The organism is Flectobacillus roseus, assembly GCF_030056595.1.
Taxonomy (GTDB): domain Bacteria; phylum Bacteroidota; class Bacteroidia; order Cytophagales; family Spirosomataceae; genus Flectobacillus; species Flectobacillus roseus.
Genome location: NZ_JASHIF010000008.1, coordinates 20,972 through 40,442, shown reverse-complemented (window position 1 = coordinate 40,442; position 19,471 = coordinate 20,972). Strand labels below are relative to the sequence as shown.

Below are 19,471 nucleotides of genomic sequence, written 5' to 3'. Positions count from 1 at the left end.
AGATAATTTTAAAGTGATTCTACAATATAGACACGCCCTTTGGTGGTATTGAAAGTGGTGGTATAGCCGAACGAATCTTTAACAGATTTTATGGTAAGCCCCTTGATAGCTACTGGCGATTGCGTGCGAATTACACATTTTTCGCCCACCAACGATTTGATGGTAGCTTGTTTCAAGCTTACATTTTTCCACTGAATGGCCACTTCAAAGCCATTGCGTGCTTTCAAACCTTTCACCTCACCTTTTTCCCAAACGTTAGGAAGTGCAGGCAACAACTCTATTTCACTTCCGTGGCTTTGCAAGAGCATTTCGGCAATACCAGCCGTTCCGCCAAAGTTGCCATCAATTTGGAAAGGCGGATGTGCACAGAAAAGGTTGTAATACGTGCCACCAGCATCCGACATATTGATGGTGTTGTTGTAGGTAGGTTTCAGTAAGTTTTGCAATAATTGATGTGCTCGATTGCCGTTTTTCAACCTTGCCCAAAAGCTAATTTTCCAAGCCAAGCTCCAGCCAGTACCCACGTCGGTACGTACTTCCAACGATTTTTGAGCAGCTTTGGCGTAGTCTGGTGTTTTGTAGGCATCTATCCAAGTACCCGGATAAAGGGCGTACAAATGCGATACATGGCGATGGGTAATATCTCTTTCTTTAAATTCTTCTGCCCACTCCATCAACCTTCCATCTGTACCAATTTTAGGAAGCATCAGGTTGTCGAGGGCTGTTTTGATTTTACCTAAAAGCGGATTGCTGTCGTTGAGGTCTTTGGCGGCCAATAATACCGTACTAAAAATTTCCTGAATTACTTCTTGGTCATGCGAAGGAGCCATGCTCATCGAAACCACCGAGCCATCGGGGGCATAAAAATTGTTTTCGGGCGAGGAAGTAGGGCCAGAAACAAGCTTGCCCGTGCGTGGGTCTTGCACCAACCAATCCAAGTAAAACTCAGCCGACTTGAGTAGCGTTGGATATACTTTTTGTAAATACGTTTTGTCTTTGGTATAAGTATAATGTTGCCATAAATGTTGAGAAACCCAACCACCCGCAGCAATGTGCATACCCCAACTTGGATGCTCGCCCGGTGCTGTATAGCCCCACACGTTTGTTACAGGATGTACAATCCAGCCTTTGGCTTTGTATTGAACAGCAGCCGTGCGTTCGCCGGGTTTTACAATTGACTGAATCAATTCGAGGATAGGCGTATTACATTCGGCAAGGTTTGTTACGTTGGCAGGCCAATAATTCATTTGTGCATTGATGTTCACGTGGTAGTCGCCATTCCAAGGAGTTTGGATTTTATTCGACCACATTCCTTGCAAGTTGGCTGGCAAACTTCCTTTTCTCGAAGACGATACCAACAAATAGCGACCAAACTGAAAATACAATTCTTGTATATGCAAATCGTTGGCCGTAGCATTGTTGGTCAAACGCACATCGGTTGGAATGGTATCGGTGCTTATTTTTGATAAACTTAAACTTGCTTTGTTCATCAAAGATGAAAAATCTTGCGTATGGTTTTTTAGTACCAAGGCATAAGGCTTGGCTGTTACCTGAGCCAATTGCTTTTGCGTAGTTTCTTCGGGATTATCGCCAATAAAAGTTGGATATGCTTGTTTGTAATTGGTAGAAGCAACCACGTATAAAGTAACCTCATTGGCATTTTTCACTTCCAGCACGCCATTCTGATAAGCGATACTTCCGCCTTGGCTGAGGGCTTTCAAACGAGTAGCGTATTTCATGCCATCGCCTTTGTTGCCATTATCCATGCTACCTGTTATCAATAATTGGTCTGCTAAGGTTTGTACGGCAAAACGTTCTGTGCGAGAAAGTGATGCCTTAAAGCTCAAAGCTCCCTTTTTATTGGCAGTAAAACGAATGAGCATAGCACGGTCTGGGTAGCTCACAAACACTTCTCTTTTAAAATCAACACCTTCTTGGGTATAGGCAATGTTTACAAGCCCTTTGCGTAGGTCTAACTTACGAGTATAGTTGGAATAAGCAGCATTTTTTTCAAAATCAATTCTTAAATCTCCCAATAATTGATAACTTCCATAAGGGTCGTTTGTGCCATTACCTTTGCCCGTACCAGCACCTTTGGCGATTTGAGTTTTATTGGTAAGTTCGTTGGCTTCTTTATATTTGCCTTCAAAAAGTAATTGCCTAATTTTGGGCAAATAAGCCGATGCTTCGGGGTTGTCGTTATCGCTTGGACTTCCCGACCACAAGCTTTTTTCGTTGAGTTGAATGCGTTCTTGATTTACATCACCAAACACCATTCCACCCAAAAAGCCATTACCAATAGGAAAAGCTTTGAGCCATTCGGGGTCGTTGTTCCATCCTTTGTTTACGTCGGCTATCTTTGCATTGGCAGGTTGTTTGTACCATACATATAAAGGCGGATTGTTTTGCTGAGCAAAAATTTGATTGGAAAAAACTATCAACACAACCCAAGAAAAGAGGGTTTTTGAAAACATTTTTTTAGTTTTTGGGTAAAATATCATGATATGGAATTGAGGTAAATAATTTTTACTACAAATGGAGTTGTCCTGTATTATATTAGAATTATGCAAAAATACCTTATTATACTTCTCAAAGTAGGGGCAGTATTATCCAAAAGAGATGGGTATTTCATTCTAAGATAGGTATAATTGCCTCTTTTGTGCTTCTTATTCATAAACAGAGAAGAATATGTGGGAGAAACTTGGACGATTTTACAGCTTTATATTTTTGTTATTCAATCTTGGCGCTTCTCTAAGCGTATTACCTTCTTTTGCTCAATTTGACCCTAATAAATTTAGATTTGAAAAACTCACAGTAGAGGACGGTCTACCACACAGTGATGCCCTTGCGAGCGTTCAAGATAAGGAAGGTTTTATCTGGATTGCGACCAACAAAGGTCTTTGCAGATATGATGGTTATATTTTAAGAAACTACCTTTTACCCAAAGATGATGAACTGGCTCTTCCTAATGACCGCATTAAAACATTGCATGTCAGTTCTGATGGTAAACTGTGGGCTGGTACAGAAAGTAATGGGTTATATGTATACGATAGCAAATTTGATAAATTTTGTACCCTTGATTTTAGCGATTTATCAGCCTCAAAACTAGCTATTGCTAAGGTACTCAATAGGGCTGATGTCAGCAGCTTGGCTTCAGATAAGTATGGTTTTTTGTGGGTGGGCACTTACAGGTTGGGACTTTTCAAATTAAAGTTAGATTCAAAAGGACATATTACAGATATAAGCCGACCTAAAGTAGGGAATCAAGCTAGTGAAGCATTTCCCATAATTAATCTTAAAGTAGACCGATTTCAACAAGTTTGGATTGCGACAGATCGTGGATTATTTTTTGGCAAAAGTTCTGTCGAAAATTATGTTCCATGCCAACTACCCTTTGACAATCTCCAGCAATTTACCTTAGATAAATCGGGTAATATTTGGGTAGCCTCAAAAAATCAGCTCTATTGGATTTCGCCTAGTCAAACAGTTAAATTACAAGGTTCGTATCCTGAGGTACAAAATCTTCTCGCCGATAGTGATGGTAATTTATGGATTGCAAGCGAATCAGAAGGACTTATTATGATACCTGCTAAAATCTCTATGTCTGTAGGTAAACTGCCTGTTGACGAGGTAAAAGTCATTCATTTTAATCAATTGACACAGAGGAATGGTAGTTATCATCATCAAAGTATTCGTGATTTATACGAAGACTTCACCAAAACTATTTGGATTTCTTCACAGGCTATAGGGGTTAGTCGACTGGATTTGAGACAAAAACAGTTTGGTTATATTTGCCCAGATAATATAAGTGGATTGGCCATTAAATCATCGCATTATATCAAAGCGATTTATCTAGAAGAAGTCACTCAAAAGCTCTGGTTAGGGACTTGGGCTGGGATGTTTTCTTACGATATGCGGCATCAGACTTATGAGAAATATCAAGCCATCAACTCCTCCTTTAATGCTTTTAAGTCTGATATTGCCTCAATACTTAAGACTAAAAACGGAAACTTATATGTGAGTGCCTACAGTGCTGGTTTATTGAAATTAGGTGCTGACCACAAGTTCCATACGATACAGTCGACCACCACAATTGGTAGTTTATCGGCACTAGAGCAAGACCATTTGGGGCAAATTTGGGTGTCTTCTAATACACAAGGATTATGTTTGTTTAATTCTAAAGACGGAAGTATTCTTTCTGGAAAACAAATTGGAATTGATACACCGACAGGCATCATTAACAATCTATTAGTAGATCAAGAAAAGCAAATTTTGTGGGTAGCTACACGCAATGGGTTATTGAAATACCAAATTGGGTTGGGAAAAGTAGTATTAGTCAAAAGGTTTCTCCATGAAAAAGGAAATGTCAATTCATTGAAAATGAACTACATTTGGGCTCTATGTAAAGATAAAATAGGAAATTTATGGATTGGAACCATTGGTGGTGGTTTGCATAAACTTACTACCAATCAGAAAGGTCAGGATTTTATTTACCGATATGATCAACAGCTTCCAGAACAAGATGTAGAATCTATTCTAGTGGATGGAAATAATGAACTTTGGATTGGAGGTACTGGTTTGTACCATTTTCTTCCTAGTTCTAATCAGTATATTAGCTATGATGTAAATGATGGACTTCAAAGCAATTCCTTCAAAATTGGGGCTGCATGGAAGTCGTCACAAGGAACTTTGTTTTTTGGAGGTATCAAAGGAGTATCCTATTTTCAGCCTAATGTTATCAAAAAAGATAGGCGTGCACCTATTCCGCATATTGTTGGGCTGAGAGTTGGAAACCAACAAATAAATCCAGGTGATACACTAAATGGACGGGTTTTATTGATTGAAAGATTTTACAATAATACTTCCATTACGCTACATCATGATGAAAACGATTTTGCAATTTCATTCGTTGGTCTCAATTATGCCAATCCCCACAAGAATATTTATGCTTATCGACTAATTGGGAATAGTGATAATTGGATTACTATTCAACAGCAACGACTTGTCAATTTTGCCAACTTGTCCGCTGGTACATATACGTTTGAAGTAAAAGTAGCCAACGGCGATAGAGTTTGGTCTAGTAAAGTAGCAAGCATTCAAATCATTATTTTACCGCCTTGGTGGCATACTTGGTGGGCCTATTTACTTTACTTTAGCCTTATTTTCTTTTCTATCAGATACTATTTTAAAGAAAAAGAGACCCAAAGAAATCTTAAAAATCAAGTATTGATAGAAAGTTTAAAATACGAAAAAGAGAAAGAGCTTTCCGAAATGAAACTTACCTTCTTTACGAATGTTTCTCATGAACTTCGCACTCCTTTGACCCTTATTTTGGGTCCTATTGAAGAGCTGGTGAGTGCTATCAAAACTTCTGGAGGTCTATCTGAAAAAGCACACTTGGTACAAAAACAAACCAAAAAGCTATTGGATTTGGTAAATCAGTTACTCGAATTTCGTAAAGCGGAGTCGGGATTAATTACGCTCGTTTATCATCAGGTAAAAGCTGTCAGTTTTCTTTCAGAGATATTTCATATATTTAAACTAAAGGCCGAGGAACATCAAATTAAATATATTTTTAACAGTCAGATAGAAGAAATTCCTGTTTGGGTAGATAAAGATAAATTGGAAATTATTGTAATCAATTTATTGTCAAATGCTTTCAAGTTTACGCCTTCGAATGGCTCTGTCAGCATGAGTCTTGGGACACAAATACTTAACGATGAGCCTTATTTATCTATTAAAATTCAAGATTCAGGTATCGGAATAAATAATACTGAGCTTTCGCGAATTTTTGACCCTTATTATCAAGCACTTCATAGTAACTCGCTCAAAGTTACAGGTACAGGGATTGGATTATCTTTGGTGAAACAATTAGTAGATGCCCACTCTGGATACATTCAGGTACAAAGTGAGCCACAGAAAGGAACAACTTTTACGGTTTTGCTTCCACTTAAGAATGAACGTATTGCAGAAAATCAGTTTGTTCAAGAAGAGTCCTTTTTGCAAAACTCTAATACAGAGGTGTTTCATCAACCACAAGCCAATATTGAGTTAACGCAAGAGTCTACCCCTAATCAGGATTTACATATTTTGATTGTAGAAGACAACGCTGAGATTCGTTTGTACTTGCAGGTATTATTTGAAAAAATGTACAAGGTATCCGTTGCCACAAATGGGAGAGAAGGGGTTGAAAAAGCGCTTCAGTTGATACCTGATGTTGTATTAAGCGATATTATGATGCCTGAAATGAATGGGTTGGAACTTTGTAAAACCTTACGACAAAATGCGAAAACCAGTCATATCCCCATACTATTATTAACGGCACGGACTGCTTCGGTACATGAAATTGAAGGTTTAGAGCTTGGTGCTGATGATTATATCCATAAGCCATTTAATCCGTATGTTTTGTTCACAAAAGTTACTATGCTTTTACAAAACAGATTGAGATTGCGAGAGTATTACAGCAAGCAATTATTGCAAGAACCCACACAGGTCGTGATTCCTCAAGAGGAGAAAGTTTTTCTTGAGAAAGCCATGAAAATTGTGGAAGATAATCTTGAAACAGAATCCTTTAATGTTCAAGCCCTACAACGAGAAATGGGGATGAGTCAACCTGTTTTTTATCGAAAAATCAAAGGAATTACTGGCAAATCAGGTGTTGAATTCATTCGTGATATTCGATTAAAACGTGCAGCGCAGCTTCTAGGAACTTCCAATTATCGAGTTTCTGAGGTTGCGAGCATGGTAGGAATTGAGGATTTGAAATACTTCCGTCAACATTTTCAAGACCTCTTTGGTATGGCTCCTTCTGAATTTGCGAAAACAAAAAAAGTTAAAGAATAAAGCGATATAGGAGTGAGGGTAAAATCCTTCACTCTATCTTCCATTTGTGAGCCATAAATATTCAGTTTTTTTATAAGCTTTTCCATCAAATAGGACTTCCGATTTTTCCCAAAGGACCATTTTAAATTCAGGGACTTGCATTATTCATGCGGGTAGGATACTTCCTTTGTCACTCCTTTCAATTATTTACCATTAAAACAGAATCGGTATTATTTACCCTGCCTTTTTGAATAATATCCCCCCGACTTTTCGAAAATACACCCCTTAGATTTGCACTATTCAAATGATTAATTGTCTAAAAGGCAAGTAGGTCAAGCGAATTATTAGTCAAATTTTCTTAACCCCTTGTAAGCTATGAAACCTCATCTTTTACAAGTAGCGACTGTTCCCAATCGCTCATTTAGTATTCGTCAGGAAATGGTACCGAATGTCAATAGTCGCTGGCATTGCCATTCGGAAGTAGAGATTGTTTTATTTCACAGAGGAAGTGGAACCCAATTTGTGGGTGACAGTATTCGTCACTTTCAGGCAGGCGATGTAGTATTAATTGGTTCAGATCTTCCTCATTATTGGCATTATGACGAGTTTGAGGAGGATATAAATCTTTCTAAAGAACCTTTTGCGACTGTTATCCATTTTTCTGAAAATTTTTGGGGAGATAGATTCCTAAACTTACCAGAAAACCAACACATTAAAAACGCCCTTGAAAAAGCTAAGAGAGGTATTTTTTTGGAGAATACCTTAAAGGAAAAAGTTGCTCAAATTATTGAAAAGCTTTACACCGCCGAAGGAGCCTACAGACTTATTTTGTTGATGGAATGTCTGCTCAAGGTAAATCAATCAGATGAAAAGAGCCTTTTGGCTTCAATGGGATTTAGGCATGAAATTACAGATCGCGAAAACGAAAGAATCAACATTATTTACTCATTTACCTTACAAAACTTTAAGAACAAAATTAGTTTGGAGGAGGTAGCCTCACACGCAGGTTTGGCGCCAAACTCATTTTGCAGATATTTTAAATCCCGTACTGGAAAACAATATTCAAGGTTTTTGTTAGAGATTAGAGTTGGTTATGCCTGTAAACTACTATTGAATGGGCACTTGACATTAAAGCAAATTTGCTATGAAAGTGGCTTTAATAATTTTACTTGTTTCCATGAAAAATTTAAACTTCTCACAGGTTCCAGTCCTTTAAACTATTTGAAAATATATGGAAAGTAGCATTCTCTAGTTCGATACTTAGCGTGTTTATCAGTTTCTAACCTGTTAAATCGTTAGTCTAAATCTTGAAAAAGTCAAATAGTAGAAGCATTTTGCCTTAGAGCATTTAATGATTACTTTCTTTCTCAATTATTTCTTGCCTCCAAATAGAAAATACATAGCTGACATTAATGTCAGCTATGTATGAATCAAATGAAAGAAAAGGTAAAAGAATAGTGTATCAATTATATGTAGGAAATCCGGACAATTCCCTACTAACACTTCTATGTAAATGCCTAGTATCCTGTATTTTGAACCAAGCCTTTTGTACGGTCGATTTCAGTTTGTGGAATTGGCCAATAATCAAAAGTAGTTTTGTAAATTTTCTTTTTAAGGTTTGTATTGCCCGGTACAATTTCAAAACCATTCAGTTCTTGTACGGCAGTTCCCCATCTTCTTAAATCGAAATATCGGAAACCTTCAAGAGCTAATTCAACTCTGCGCTCGTGTCTGATTCTATCTCTCATTTGTGCTTGTGTCAAGCCTGTTGGTAAAGCAGGCATTCCAACTCTAGCACGAACCTGATTGATAGCCGCATAAGCATTGGCTGGGCCATTGGCTTCGTTTTCAGCTTCTGCGTAGTTCAACAACACTTCTGCATAACGCATCAATACAATATCTTGACTACTTACAGTACTATAGCCAGGGTCGCTTTGAGTAGGGTCTAAGGTTTTCTTGATAGCCAAACCAGTAGTGTTGCTGTTGGTATAAGCCTTGAACACACTTTGTGAACCATTGTATTTTTTCCAACCTTTAGAATCGTCGTCGCCATCTACAAAAACGGTCATTCTCAAACGAGGGTCACGGTTTTCATAAGGAGTAGCAGCATTGTACAAGGGCGAAGATGAAGTTGGTAAACCATCTTTACATTCGTACTCGCTGGCAAGGTCTAAAGTAGGTTGCAACGCCAACCAGTTACCAATAACCAAGTCGATACCTTGTACAGGATAAGAGTTTGGAGGTAAGTTCTTTACAGAGAAAAGAATTTCATTATTACCTGTTTGACCAGGTTTGTAGAAAATCTCACTAAAATTGGCTGATAGTTTGAATTTTCCTCCATCAATTACAGCTTTAGATATCGCAGCTGCCTCAGCATATTTCTTCTGGAATAACAAAACTCTGGCCTTCAAGGTTTGTGCCGAACCTTTTACCACATGACCATCCGAATAGGCTTGATCAGGCAAACCAGCAATGGCTTTATCCAAATCTTGTACTACCAACGCCAATACTTCATCTCTTGTTGATTTACCTTTTGGCTCTTTAAAAGTAGTCGATTCTGGAGATGTTGTAATAATTACATTTCCATACAATTGTGCTAATTGAAAGTAGAAATAAGCACGCAAGAAACTAGCTTCAGCCAAATACTTTGTTTTTGCGGTAGCGTCCATTGTAATATTACCAGCGTTGGCCAACAAATTGTTGATTGCTGCAATGGCTTGATAACTAGTCGCATACATATTATACACATAGCCACCTGTATTTGGAGTAGGCCCACTAAAGCTAATGTCCTGAATAGCAGCATCCCAAGGGTACTGACTAAATGCATCGTCTGTTAGGGCATCCCAACCTGTTGGGTAAAATAGGGAAACCGGAGCTCCGCCAGTTTTAAGAAAAGCATAACATGCGGCTAAGCCAGCTTGAACATCTGATTCTGTTTTCCAGAAAACAGAAGTCGATAACCTATCAAGGGGTGCTACTTCTAAGGCGTTTTCTTTACAAGATTGAAGTAAAGTGAGCGATAGGGCAAGTAAACAAGATACCTTTTTATATGTCTTCATCATAATGGAAAATCTAATTTTAGAATTGAGCATTTAAGCCAAATGTAAATACCTGGTTTTGTGGATATGACACATAGTTACCGCTAATGCTAGTACGCTCAGGGTCAAGTCCAGGGAATTTGCTGATGGTTAACAAGTTATCTCCAGCAAAATACACACGCAATGATTGAAGTTTAACTTTGTCAAGAATTACTTTTGGCACGTTGTATCCCACTTGGATATTTTTCAAACGAACAAAAGAAGCATCTTTTAAATAGAAGGTCGATGCGTAGTTTTGTACTGCTGGATAGCCATCTGCAATATAAATTCTCGGCATGGTAGTCGATGGATTTGTTGGTGTCCATCTGTTTCTCCAATCTGTTGTAGGTACTGAACCCTGTCTGAATGGCTCAACTCCCCAACCAGTTACATAAATTTTTTGTCCAAATGAACCGAACACTTGTGCCGACAAATCGAAGTTTTTCCAAGTAGCTCCTACATTAAAGTTATAAGAAGCAACTGGGTAACGTCCTGGTGTGTACGTTCTGTCATTAGCATCGATTTTTCCGTCGCCATTCACATCTCTAATCTTCAAATCACCCGGTTTAGGTGTGATTGGTTGTGTTGGCCATGCATCAATTTCAGCTTGATTTTGGAAAATTCCATCCCATTGATATAAATAGAACTCATCTAATGGGCGACCTTCTTCACGAATCGTGTTACTACCAATTTCACGTGAGCCATATTGTACTAGGGTGTTCTTGTAAGTTTGGATGTTACCGCCAATTTTATAACTCAAATCATCCGTAATTCTGTCTTGATACTGAATATCTAATTCAAAACCTGTATTTTTTACTCGACCATTATTAACTGTTGGTGCTCCGAGACCAACGTAAAGTGGTACTTGGTAGCTACGAAGGATGTTGAATGTCTGTTTATCATACCAGTCTGCTGTAATATTCAAACGACCATTGAACAAAGAAGCGTCAAAACCAAAATCAAGCGTTTGTGTAGTTTCCCAAGTAAGCGATGGGTCTACCAAACCACCCGCATAATACCCCGTTGTAAGTGAGCTTCCAAATGGATAGGCTGTTGCTGTTAGTACATTTTGATAAGGATATGTACCGATATTTTGGTTACCTAGTCTACCCCATGAACCTCTTAATTTCAAATCTGTAATCCAGCCTACATCTTTCAAAAATGACTCTTCTGATACTCTCCAGCCACCAGATACTGCATAAAACATACCCCAACGAGTATCTGTCGGAAGACGCGATGTACCGTCATAGCGCGTACTTAGCCCTAGGAGATATTTACCTTTGTAATCGTAGTTCAAACGGCCATAGTAAGATCTAATAGCCCATTCAGAAGCAGTACCACTATTGTTCATTCCTTCGGCAGGCCCCGCATCTAATTCTTGTACCAAGTTTGATGCGTACTCTCTTCTGAATGCGCTCAAAAATTGATCTTTGTTTTGTTCTTGTTGCGTACCTAACAAAGCATTGATGTGATGGTCTCCAAACGTTTTGTCATAATTCAATTGGCTATAAACCACTGTATATAAACTATTACCTTGAGCAACGTACAGCCCTAAAGTCCCTACATCGACACTACCTGCCGAACTTAAGTCAGAGTAAAGAAACATTGGGATTTTTGGTCTAAAATCATAGGTTTTGTAAAAACTAAAGTTAGCACCACCACGTGTTTCCCATACCAATCCTTTGGCCAAGTTTACATTAACATAACCATTTACCTGTGCGTAGTAATCATCTGTGGTTGCGTTTACGTTTTCAGCAATGGCCACAGGGTTTTTATTACCAGCTTCATTCGAGAAAGCTCTGAATGTATAACGACCACTACCATCCCAAAGCTTTGGTTTGTACAGCGGTGACTGAGCCAAGGTTGCTAGGAATAAATCGCCAGAACCTTGTCTCGCACCTGTACGCTTTCCATAACGGAGAAGCGTATTTGTACCGAATGAAATAAATTCATTCACTTTGGAATTTAGGTTAAACTGCAATGTATATTTTTTGTAATCAAAACCTTTCATCACACCCGGTTGGCTTGTATAACCCAAACCAACACTGTAGTTGGTGTTATCCTTACCACCACTAACATTCAAATAGTGATTTTGAACATTAACCGTTCTAAAAACATCGTCTAACCAGTTGTGGTTTGGATATTTTTCACGATCCGTAGCGTTTCTGTAAGTATCTATGGTTGCTTGTGAGTAGATAGGGTTCAAGCCTGAATTGACTCTAGCCTCATTATTCAACTCCATGAATTCCGCTGAGTTGGTAATTAAGTCTGGAAGTTTAGTGGCTTTTGTAATACCGTTATTATAAGTATAATTAAAAACTAGCTTTCCAGATTTCCCCTTTTTAGTAGTAATCAACAACACACCATTTGCTCCCCTAGCACCGTAAATCGCCGCAGAAGAGGCATCTTTTAACACCGATACTGATTCAATATCGTTCGGGTTGATTGAGGTAAGACTTCCCGGTAAACCGTCTACAATTACAAGTGGGTCGTTTCCTGCACCACTAAATGTTCCAACACCACGAATACGCAAACTCACACCTTCGTTGCCGGGCTCGCCCGAACTTTGTACCACTTGCAAGCCGGGTAACTGTCCCTGAAGCATTGTAGCAGGGTTGGTTGCGATTCGTTTATTCAATAATTCGCCAGAAGCTATTGCGATTGACCCTGTCATTTCGCCTTTTTTCTGAGTACCATAGCCGACTACCACCACTTCATCGAGCGCTTTGTTGGCCGAGACTAACACAATATTTAGAATAGTACGAGACCCAACGATTGTTTCTTGCGTAGTATAACCAATATATGAAAATACTAGCGTTGCAGTAGCAGACTCAGAAACTACAATCTTAAAGTTCCCACTATTATCCGTACTCGTACCTTTGCTAGAGCCTTTAAGTTTGATATTCACCCCCGGCAAAGGCTGACCCGACTCGTCGACAACTTTACCTGTAACTGTACGCTCTTGGACCGCCTGTAAAGGGTTATTTAAAATCTTATTATCATAATAAGGTTTTTTGAGGGAAGATGCTACTGATGGCACTGCGGTTAAAGCCAGCGATGAAACTACAACCGATGATCGCATCAGAGCATTCCAATGACGTAAAATTTTGTTCTCCATAGAATTACTTTGCTAATCAATAAATGAAAAATGCTGATTTTCAAATGATTACTTTAAAATATTCAGTCACTTAAACAAGGCCTTGATTTTGTGAAAATTGAATGATACAAAGAAAATATATTACAAAAATCCCATGGAGGGAATGTTAACCAATCATTCAGCTATTTTAACATATTCGTTGATTTTTAGCTTTTGTGATTGCCGAGTACAAACAAAGAAAAAGCCTCCGCAACCATTTCAAGAAGGTAATAATAAGCTTAGTTACAAGCTTTTAGCCAATTTTGACGGATAGGTTTGTTGGATAATAGGGTAGGAGCATGTGAAAAAGTAACAGAACAGTCGGAGCAAAATACCTCATAAGATGAACGGTTCCTCCATAACATATTGACTTTAGTTAATAAAACTAAAACCTATCCTTATATTCCTAAATCGCAGTGAATTCTCCATAAAGTTCAAGTAAATTGAAGAGGTATTTTCGATGAACGCAACACGATAATTATTATCAATCTAATAGCGCAAAATAGGTTAGATTTTGAGATTGGTTGCCAAACAATATTGAATGACCAATCTTTTGATTTTACATTAATTTTCACACAGGTAAAAAACTTTATTTCCAATTCAATTAGGGATAAATGAGGCTATAATTCGAAAATTTATCAAAATGCAATAAATACAATTCCTTTAAAACCTACTTATACTTCCGTTGTGATTTTGAAAACATTTTCAACTAGAATAGCATTTGAAAAACTTGAAAAACTCCCGAAAAGCGAACAGCACAAAACCATAATTGCATTGTTGTGGATCTTTAAAGAGGTAGATTCATTTACGCGAAATGTGGAATGTAAAAATGAGTGTAATCATAAGTGGTACAAGCTTAAATAGTAAGGCCTTTTCCAATACTCACTTTTAAAACGCTTTTCAAAATATAGGTTTCACAAATTGTTTTTAGCTTAGCTTTTTCTAATGATGACTATTACGCAATGGAGTTAACGTCAATCACTACCATGAATGTTTTTTATATTTTGAGCTATTTTAAAGACCGATGTAAAACAGTATGATAATTCTTTTGGATATAGATGGAGTTTTAGAAACTACTCCTGCTTGGCGTCAAGTAGAGATGCATTCAGACGGATTTATGAAACTGAATGAAAGAACGCTTGAAAATTTATCAATCTTACACAAAAGGACAAATGCTTCAATAGTTTTGACAACAACCCATAGAATCAATTATGACATTGCTCGTTGGAAAGAAATTTTTAGATTAAGAGGTCTAAATTTTGAAGTAATATCGAAACTCAATAGTAAGACAGATATAAGTCAATTTCTAGACAGAGGAACAGAAATTAAAGAATGGGTAGAGCAATATGGAGAAAAACAGAATTACGTAATCATAGATGATGATCAATCAATTAATGCTTTGCCTGAGAATATCAAAGAACGTTGGGTTGCAACTAGACCATTAATTGGTTTTGACAAAGAAGCATTGGAAAAGGCACTAAATATACTTATATCTAACTCAAAATCCACATGTATTTGTTGCGGTCACAAAACCTTAACAGAAAAGCCAACTGGTACTTTTGAGATTTGCCCCGTTTGCTTTTGGGAAGATGACCCAATTCAACGCTATGACCCAGATTATGAGGGTGGGGCGAATCCAATTTCTTTAAAGCAAGCTCAGTCAAACTTTATTGATTTTGAGGCTTGTGACCTAGATATGAAAAAATATGTCAGACCTGCCAATTCCGATGAACCCAAAGACAAGAATTGGAAAGTAAATAAGTAAATCAGAATTACCCAAACCTTTAAATTTTATATATGAATGAATTTGAGAAAAAAATATTTGGACAAACTGAGAAATGAGCAAATCTTAGCGAACTTTTATACTGACAACTATGACGAATCAGATTACGGGTTCGTCGTTGATTATAATGACGACTTTTTGCTCATCGAAAAGTTTGATGATGAATGCAATTATGATGGCTTCACCATTTTTTTCCTTTCTAATATTTCGAGAATAAGATGGTCTGGAAATGATATTGATAGTATTTCAAAACTCATCGACTATTCAAAGCGACAACTTGATAAAATAAATATTGACCTGACTTCTATTCAGACCATTTTAGAAGGTATAAGCAAGACCTTTAATCACTTAACAGTTCATGTTCAAGACCTAGATAAAGGTATTTGCTTCATCGGGAAAATTCATGAAATGGATGACCATTTTGTAGTAATTCACGAATTTGGGACTATGTCCTCCTTGGACAGAAAATTTATTCTACTTGGGATGGAGGATATTACACGAATTGACGCGTGTGGGCAATATGAAAACAACCTAATACGACTATTTAACCTGTGAAAATACTTTTTAGTGAAAGATAACTCTTTTCTAAAAACGCTTTTAATACATTAAATTCTTTAAATCAGGATGTTGTTTAAGGATTGGTAGTGAAGTCAAAGACATTAACCTAATAACAGTAGGCAAAACCGAGGGCGAAATTCTGTCTGGACTTTATAAAAAAAGAGTAGGAGAGTAGATGCATTTTATCTCGACGAGGGAATCCCTGAAGAAGTCATAAAAACTTGTAAGGTCGAAATAGCAAAAAGGATAGTCAATTTTGAGAATACTATCGTTCTTGAAACTAAACTAGGCATTTGACACGAAGACAATATTTTGTGGCTTCTAGACGATTAGGGAATTATTTCCCTAACGATCAAAATAGAGAATTCAATATGAAATCAAATCAACCTCAAAACTTTACATTGAAAAGAAATATCACATACGGACTTTTAATAATGCTACTTGTTTGTGGACTTTATTTAGGACTTCGTTTTGCATTTGGACTTTTTACGCCATTCAATTGTTGGACTGCTGGACAAGATATTAGAAGCGGAAAAATTCAAATTGTTGAAATTGGAGAGATACCATTGAATTTTGACCAAAAACAAAAATTAGCAAACTCCTACGGCTTTAATTTTCATCTATTCGGTTGCGATGTAACAAGGGACATTATCAATGGAACCGAATATTACAATAAGCAAATGGTTGACCATTTGGAACGTAAGTTTGGTTCTGGCTGGTGGACGAAGTTTCAAAATAAACTTGAAAGCATTGATAAAAAAAGCACAAAATTACAAAATCCGATTCCCAAAAAACTTCAATACAAGAGCCTATCAGATGTAATTGCTGACACTACTTACAACACTTGGGTAGAATTAAAAGATAGTAGTGCTTCATTGGCAATACACTTTATGCAAAAAAAAACATTGACTATTTCTTATTCGTCAGAATGTTGGTTGATGTTTCCGTACAAACTTGACGACACCAAAATCCTAGTCTATTGGGACAAAAATATTGACACTAAGTACAATGATTTCGACATATTAAAAGCAATTGACAAGATAGATAAAAAGTATATTGGAAAGACTTTTATGATTTTAGAACTTGACAACGATACAACATTAAAAGCTACTTATCCAATTCCTAACTTGATTCGGAAAATAAAAAGTTCAAGGAAAGAAAGAACTTTCTTTCCTAAGAAATATAACTTGGTTGACTATTACATATGAAGAAATTAAAAAACGATCTTTAATATGGGAATGTTGCACATGGAAGGGGATAAAAGTAATTGAACAGGATAATACATAATCCCGTTGAACATAGAAAAATAACTCAAGATTAGCAATTTAACCCCTAGAGCGTTACAAATTTGTATTTCACATTTACCAAAAACACGAAGTCTTTTCGTAGGTATCAAGCAGATGCCCACACACTAACAAACCTAGACATATCTCAAAACTTTAAAAGAATGAAAAAAATTAGTTACTCAGAAGCTAAAAATAATTACAAATTAATAGATGATTCAAACATGAGAGTTTTCTGGGATTATTGGACAGACGCAAACAAAGATTTTTCTTTTTTGCTTTATGATGGTGACACTGTACTCGACAATTTGAATTTAGATAATGAGAATTACGATAACGATATAATTGGGATATTAGTAAATGGAAATTTAGAAGTAAATAACATTTATAATTTTGAGTCTGATTACGGTGTTCATTTGGTAGTTCTAGGAGATGTGAGCGCTAAAAACATTATTGTCGCCGGACAAGATATCAATATTAATGGCAACTTAAATGTTGCTGAAGTTTTTTTAGGATTTTACAATCACGGGAGCATTTTTGTGGGAGGTGATATATTGTCTCCCACAATTATTATCTTGGACTATGGATTTGTAACATTTGGAAAAGCTACTGGAACCGTATATGGTAATGAATGTATTTATTACTCCAACAATACCGACGCACCTGTAACTAGCCTACTTTGTCCTAATCCAGGTTCAAATCTTGAAGATATTTTTGACGATTCAGTGTTTGAGGTTACTGAAATAGATTTTAAGAAAATTGCGCAGAGAGCGGAACAAAATCAACCAATTTTATCAGTTTATTTATTTGATGAAAAAGACGGAATAAACCCCAGTGATGTGAAAAAATGGTTACATCATCCAAAAGTAACTGCAAACATTACCAAATTAAAAAAGTGGGAGATGAACATAACGATTGTTAAGTCTCCCACTTTTGAGTGGATCCTTTCCGAATATGGAACCACTTACAAACTCATTTTAGAGAGTGACAATGTGACAATTTATTTCAATGACGAAAAGAACCATGACTTTCAAATTGCACAAAAAGGATGTGTTGAATACAGAAAGTTTAAAAGGATATTTGAAAACAGGACAAATAATATTGAATGGTATTTTGAATAAAAATAAACCCAAAAATAGAAGGTAGTCCTACAACTGTAACTCCCAAAATGAAGATAAGGCTAAAAATATTAGTTATTTGCTGTTGTCCGATATTCACTTTTGGACAGGCTGTGAGGTCACAAGTAAAATCTCTTGTCGATAGTATCGCTTCATATAACGCGCTGTGCGGGCTATATATCGGAGACACAGATATAAAGTCAAGTCAATATAAATTTTTAAACCGACTGACAAACATTTCAACTTCCAAAGAGCTTTTGGACTTGACAAAAAGCACGAACACTCTTGTTAAGTGTGCAGCTTTTCAAGCGCTCTGCGCAAAAGACAGCATTGAAATAATTCCAGTATTAAGACTACACCTTTACGACACAAGTTTAGTTTCAATACGGCAAGGTTGCTTTGGTTGGCGACAAATGACAGGCGATTATTTTCTACAAACATTTTATTACTTTCTGGCAACCAAAGACAGTACCTATTTCGTTAAAAACCATACAAATCTTGTAGCAATTGATAGCCTATTATTTTACGATCCCAAAATCCGCCTTGCCTATAAAGAAGGACAGATCAAGGGAACCAATGGCGACCCCTTGTATTATGATAGGATACGAGATATAGCGCTAAACGAAAGAGTTCCAGTGTCAGTTATAGCGTTGGCTAAATACAAGAAACAACAAGATAAGGAGATTATTGAAAGCTATTTTGCGAATGACAAAACATTATACCATGCAATTTGGGCAGTTAGAGAGTTTCCTGATCCTAAATTTTATCCATTTCTCATTAAAGTTTTTGAGGAAAAATGGAGACATAAACACTACAGCTTCCCCACATGGAGAATACTGTATCAGGCATTAGCCCAGTATCCTAATAACAAAACATTGGCATTATTTGACAAAACTATAGGCGCAAGAAACAAATTCAGACGAGAAACATTAGGAATGTATCTTGCAATTGCCATCACAAAGTACCCAAATCCTTTGTTTGACAAGTATCAAAACAAAATTCAAGTAGACGACTTTCATAAAGAGTTTTTAAACGAAGAGGCAAATCTGGAGAATTAGGGAAAACACTCAAAGTCGATATGCAACAACTATGTAGGAGGATTTTTACAAGAGAACACTATTTCCATTTAATATGTTTTCTTGCCTTTATAGCTTAGATGTTTAGAGCATAAATATTGATATCATAAACACATTTTTAGAAGTTGCACCCTTATCATTAAACGCAGACATAATAATATTAAAAAATGGGATTTGACATTAGTATTTAATTGAAGCTCTTGAGATTAGCAAGCTACAATGTTTGACAGAAATTTGTTGTTCAGTTAGATAGAATTGAGATCTACGGAAACTAAAATTTTTATTACCATATATCCCAAATCATAAATTGCGCAAGATAAAGATTAAGACTATTCATTAAACTGTGGCAGGTAAAAATCTAATATTCTGTTTAATTGTTACCTGCCACAGTTTTTTGTAGAGACAAATAACGATTTCGATGCTATTAATAAGGAGGCAATCAAGCAATTCAATTGAGTGGGCTTTACTATAGTAAATATTTATCAGGTACAGATGGCATTTTGCCTCCAGGCCTAAACACTTTTATAACCTGCTTTACAAGGAGAGTGAGAAAATCATCTATCTGAATCAAAAGCAATGATCGTAGTTTTGAATTGGAAACATCTTGTGAACGTGATG

Annotated in this window: 11 protein-coding genes; 8 read left to right on the top strand and 3 right to left on the bottom strand. The window is 36.7% G+C overall.

Annotated elements, in window-relative coordinates; genetic code table 11:
* Positions 1–8: 8 nt before the first annotated feature.
* A complete protein-coding gene (locus QM524_RS09210) occupies positions 9–2,474 on the bottom strand; it encodes a glycoside hydrolase family 95 protein (RefSeq protein ID WP_283344342.1) in 2,466 nt (821 codons plus the stop codon).
* 214 nt (positions 2,475–2,688) lie between these two features.
* Between QM524_RS09210 and QM524_RS09205 the strand changes: the two genes are divergently transcribed.
* Together QM524_RS09205 and QM524_RS09200 are read left to right on the top strand one after the other, a co-directional pair.
* Complete coding sequence (locus QM524_RS09205) at positions 2,689–6,843, top strand: hybrid sensor histidine kinase/response regulator transcription factor (RefSeq protein ID WP_283344341.1); 4,155 nt, start codon at positions 2,689–2,691, stop codon at positions 6,841–6,843.
* 354 nt (positions 6,844–7,197) lie between these two features.
* Complete coding sequence (locus tag QM524_RS09200) at positions 7,198–8,064, top strand: AraC family transcriptional regulator (RefSeq protein ID WP_283344340.1); 867 nt, start codon at positions 7,198–7,200, stop codon at positions 8,062–8,064.
* 275 nt (positions 8,065–8,339) lie between these two features.
* On the opposite strand, the gene QM524_RS09195 is transcribed toward QM524_RS09200, so the two are convergent.
* Together QM524_RS09195 and QM524_RS09190 are read right to left on the bottom strand one after the other, a co-directional pair.
* On the bottom strand, positions 8,340–9,884 hold the full coding sequence (locus QM524_RS09195; protein WP_283344339.1) for a RagB/SusD family nutrient uptake outer membrane protein: 1,545 nt from the start codon (positions 9,882–9,884) through the stop codon (positions 8,340–8,342).
* 16 nt (positions 9,885–9,900) lie between these two features.
* Positions 9,901–13,017: a SusC/RagA family TonB-linked outer membrane protein gene (locus QM524_RS09190; RefSeq protein WP_283344338.1), complete on the bottom strand. Its 3,117-nt coding sequence runs from the start codon at positions 13,015–13,017 to the stop codon at positions 9,901–9,903.
* 651 nt (positions 13,018–13,668) lie between these two features.
* Between QM524_RS09190 and QM524_RS25990 the strand changes: the two genes are divergently transcribed.
* From QM524_RS25990 to QM524_RS09165, 6 genes are all read left to right on the top strand, one after another.
* Positions 13,669–13,899 (top strand): DUF5958 family protein, encoded by a 231-nt coding sequence (locus QM524_RS25990; protein WP_388045141.1) that lies wholly within the window; start codon positions 13,669–13,671, stop codon positions 13,897–13,899.
* A 172-nt stretch (positions 13,900–14,071) separates the two neighbouring features.
* Entirely contained in the window at positions 14,072–14,800 is a 729-nt protein-coding gene (locus QM524_RS09185; RefSeq protein ID WP_283344337.1) for a CPCC family cysteine-rich protein, read from the top strand.
* Positions 14,801–14,836: 36 nt separating this feature from the next.
* Positions 14,837–15,373: a hypothetical protein gene (locus tag QM524_RS09180; RefSeq protein WP_283344336.1), complete on the top strand. Its 537-nt coding sequence runs from the start codon at positions 14,837–14,839 to the stop codon at positions 15,371–15,373.
* A gap of 374 nt (positions 15,374–15,747) precedes the next feature.
* Entirely contained in the window at positions 15,748–16,584 is an 837-nt protein-coding gene (locus tag QM524_RS09175; RefSeq protein WP_283344335.1) for an FEKKY domain-containing protein, read from the top strand.
* A 239-nt stretch (positions 16,585–16,823) separates the two neighbouring features.
* Positions 16,824–17,780: a hypothetical protein gene (locus QM524_RS09170; protein ID WP_283344334.1), complete on the top strand. Its 957-nt coding sequence runs from the start codon at positions 16,824–16,826 to the stop codon at positions 17,778–17,780.
* 47 nt (positions 17,781–17,827) lie between these two features.
* The gene (locus QM524_RS09165; protein ID WP_283344333.1) at positions 17,828–18,835 is read left to right on the top strand and encodes a hypothetical protein; all 1,008 of its coding nucleotides are present in this window, start codon (positions 17,828–17,830) and stop codon (positions 18,833–18,835) included.
* Positions 18,836–19,471 lie beyond the last annotated feature (636 nt).

Excerpts from the sequence above, each read along its gene's own strand:
- QM524_RS09165 (WP_283344333.1), top strand. The coding sequence starts at position 17,828 with ATGAAGATAAGGCTAAAAATATTAGTTATTTGCTGTTGTCCGATATTC.
- QM524_RS09170 (WP_283344334.1), top strand. The coding sequence starts at position 16,824 with ATGAAAAAAATTAGTTACTCAGAAGCTAAAAATAATTACAAATTAATA.
- QM524_RS09210 (WP_283344342.1), bottom strand. The coding sequence starts at position 2,474 with ATGTTTTCAAAAACCCTCTTTTCTTGGGTTGTGTTGATAGTTTTTTCC.
- QM524_RS09190 (WP_283344338.1), bottom strand. The coding sequence starts at position 13,017 with ATGGAGAACAAAATTTTACGTCATTGGAATGCTCTGATGCGATCATCG.
- QM524_RS09185 (WP_283344337.1), top strand. The coding sequence starts at position 14,072 with ATGATAATTCTTTTGGATATAGATGGAGTTTTAGAAACTACTCCTGCT.
- QM524_RS09205 (WP_283344341.1), top strand. The coding sequence starts at position 2,689 with ATGTGGGAGAAACTTGGACGATTTTACAGCTTTATATTTTTGTTATTC.
- QM524_RS09200 (WP_283344340.1), top strand. The coding sequence starts at position 7,198 with ATGAAACCTCATCTTTTACAAGTAGCGACTGTTCCCAATCGCTCATTT.
- QM524_RS09180 (WP_283344336.1), top strand. The coding sequence starts at position 14,837 with ATGAATTTGAGAAAAAAATATTTGGACAAACTGAGAAATGAGCAAATC.
- QM524_RS09175 (WP_283344335.1), top strand. The coding sequence starts at position 15,748 with ATGAAATCAAATCAACCTCAAAACTTTACATTGAAAAGAAATATCACA.
- QM524_RS09195 (WP_283344339.1), bottom strand. The coding sequence starts at position 9,884 with ATGATGAAGACATATAAAAAGGTATCTTGTTTACTTGCCCTATCGCTC.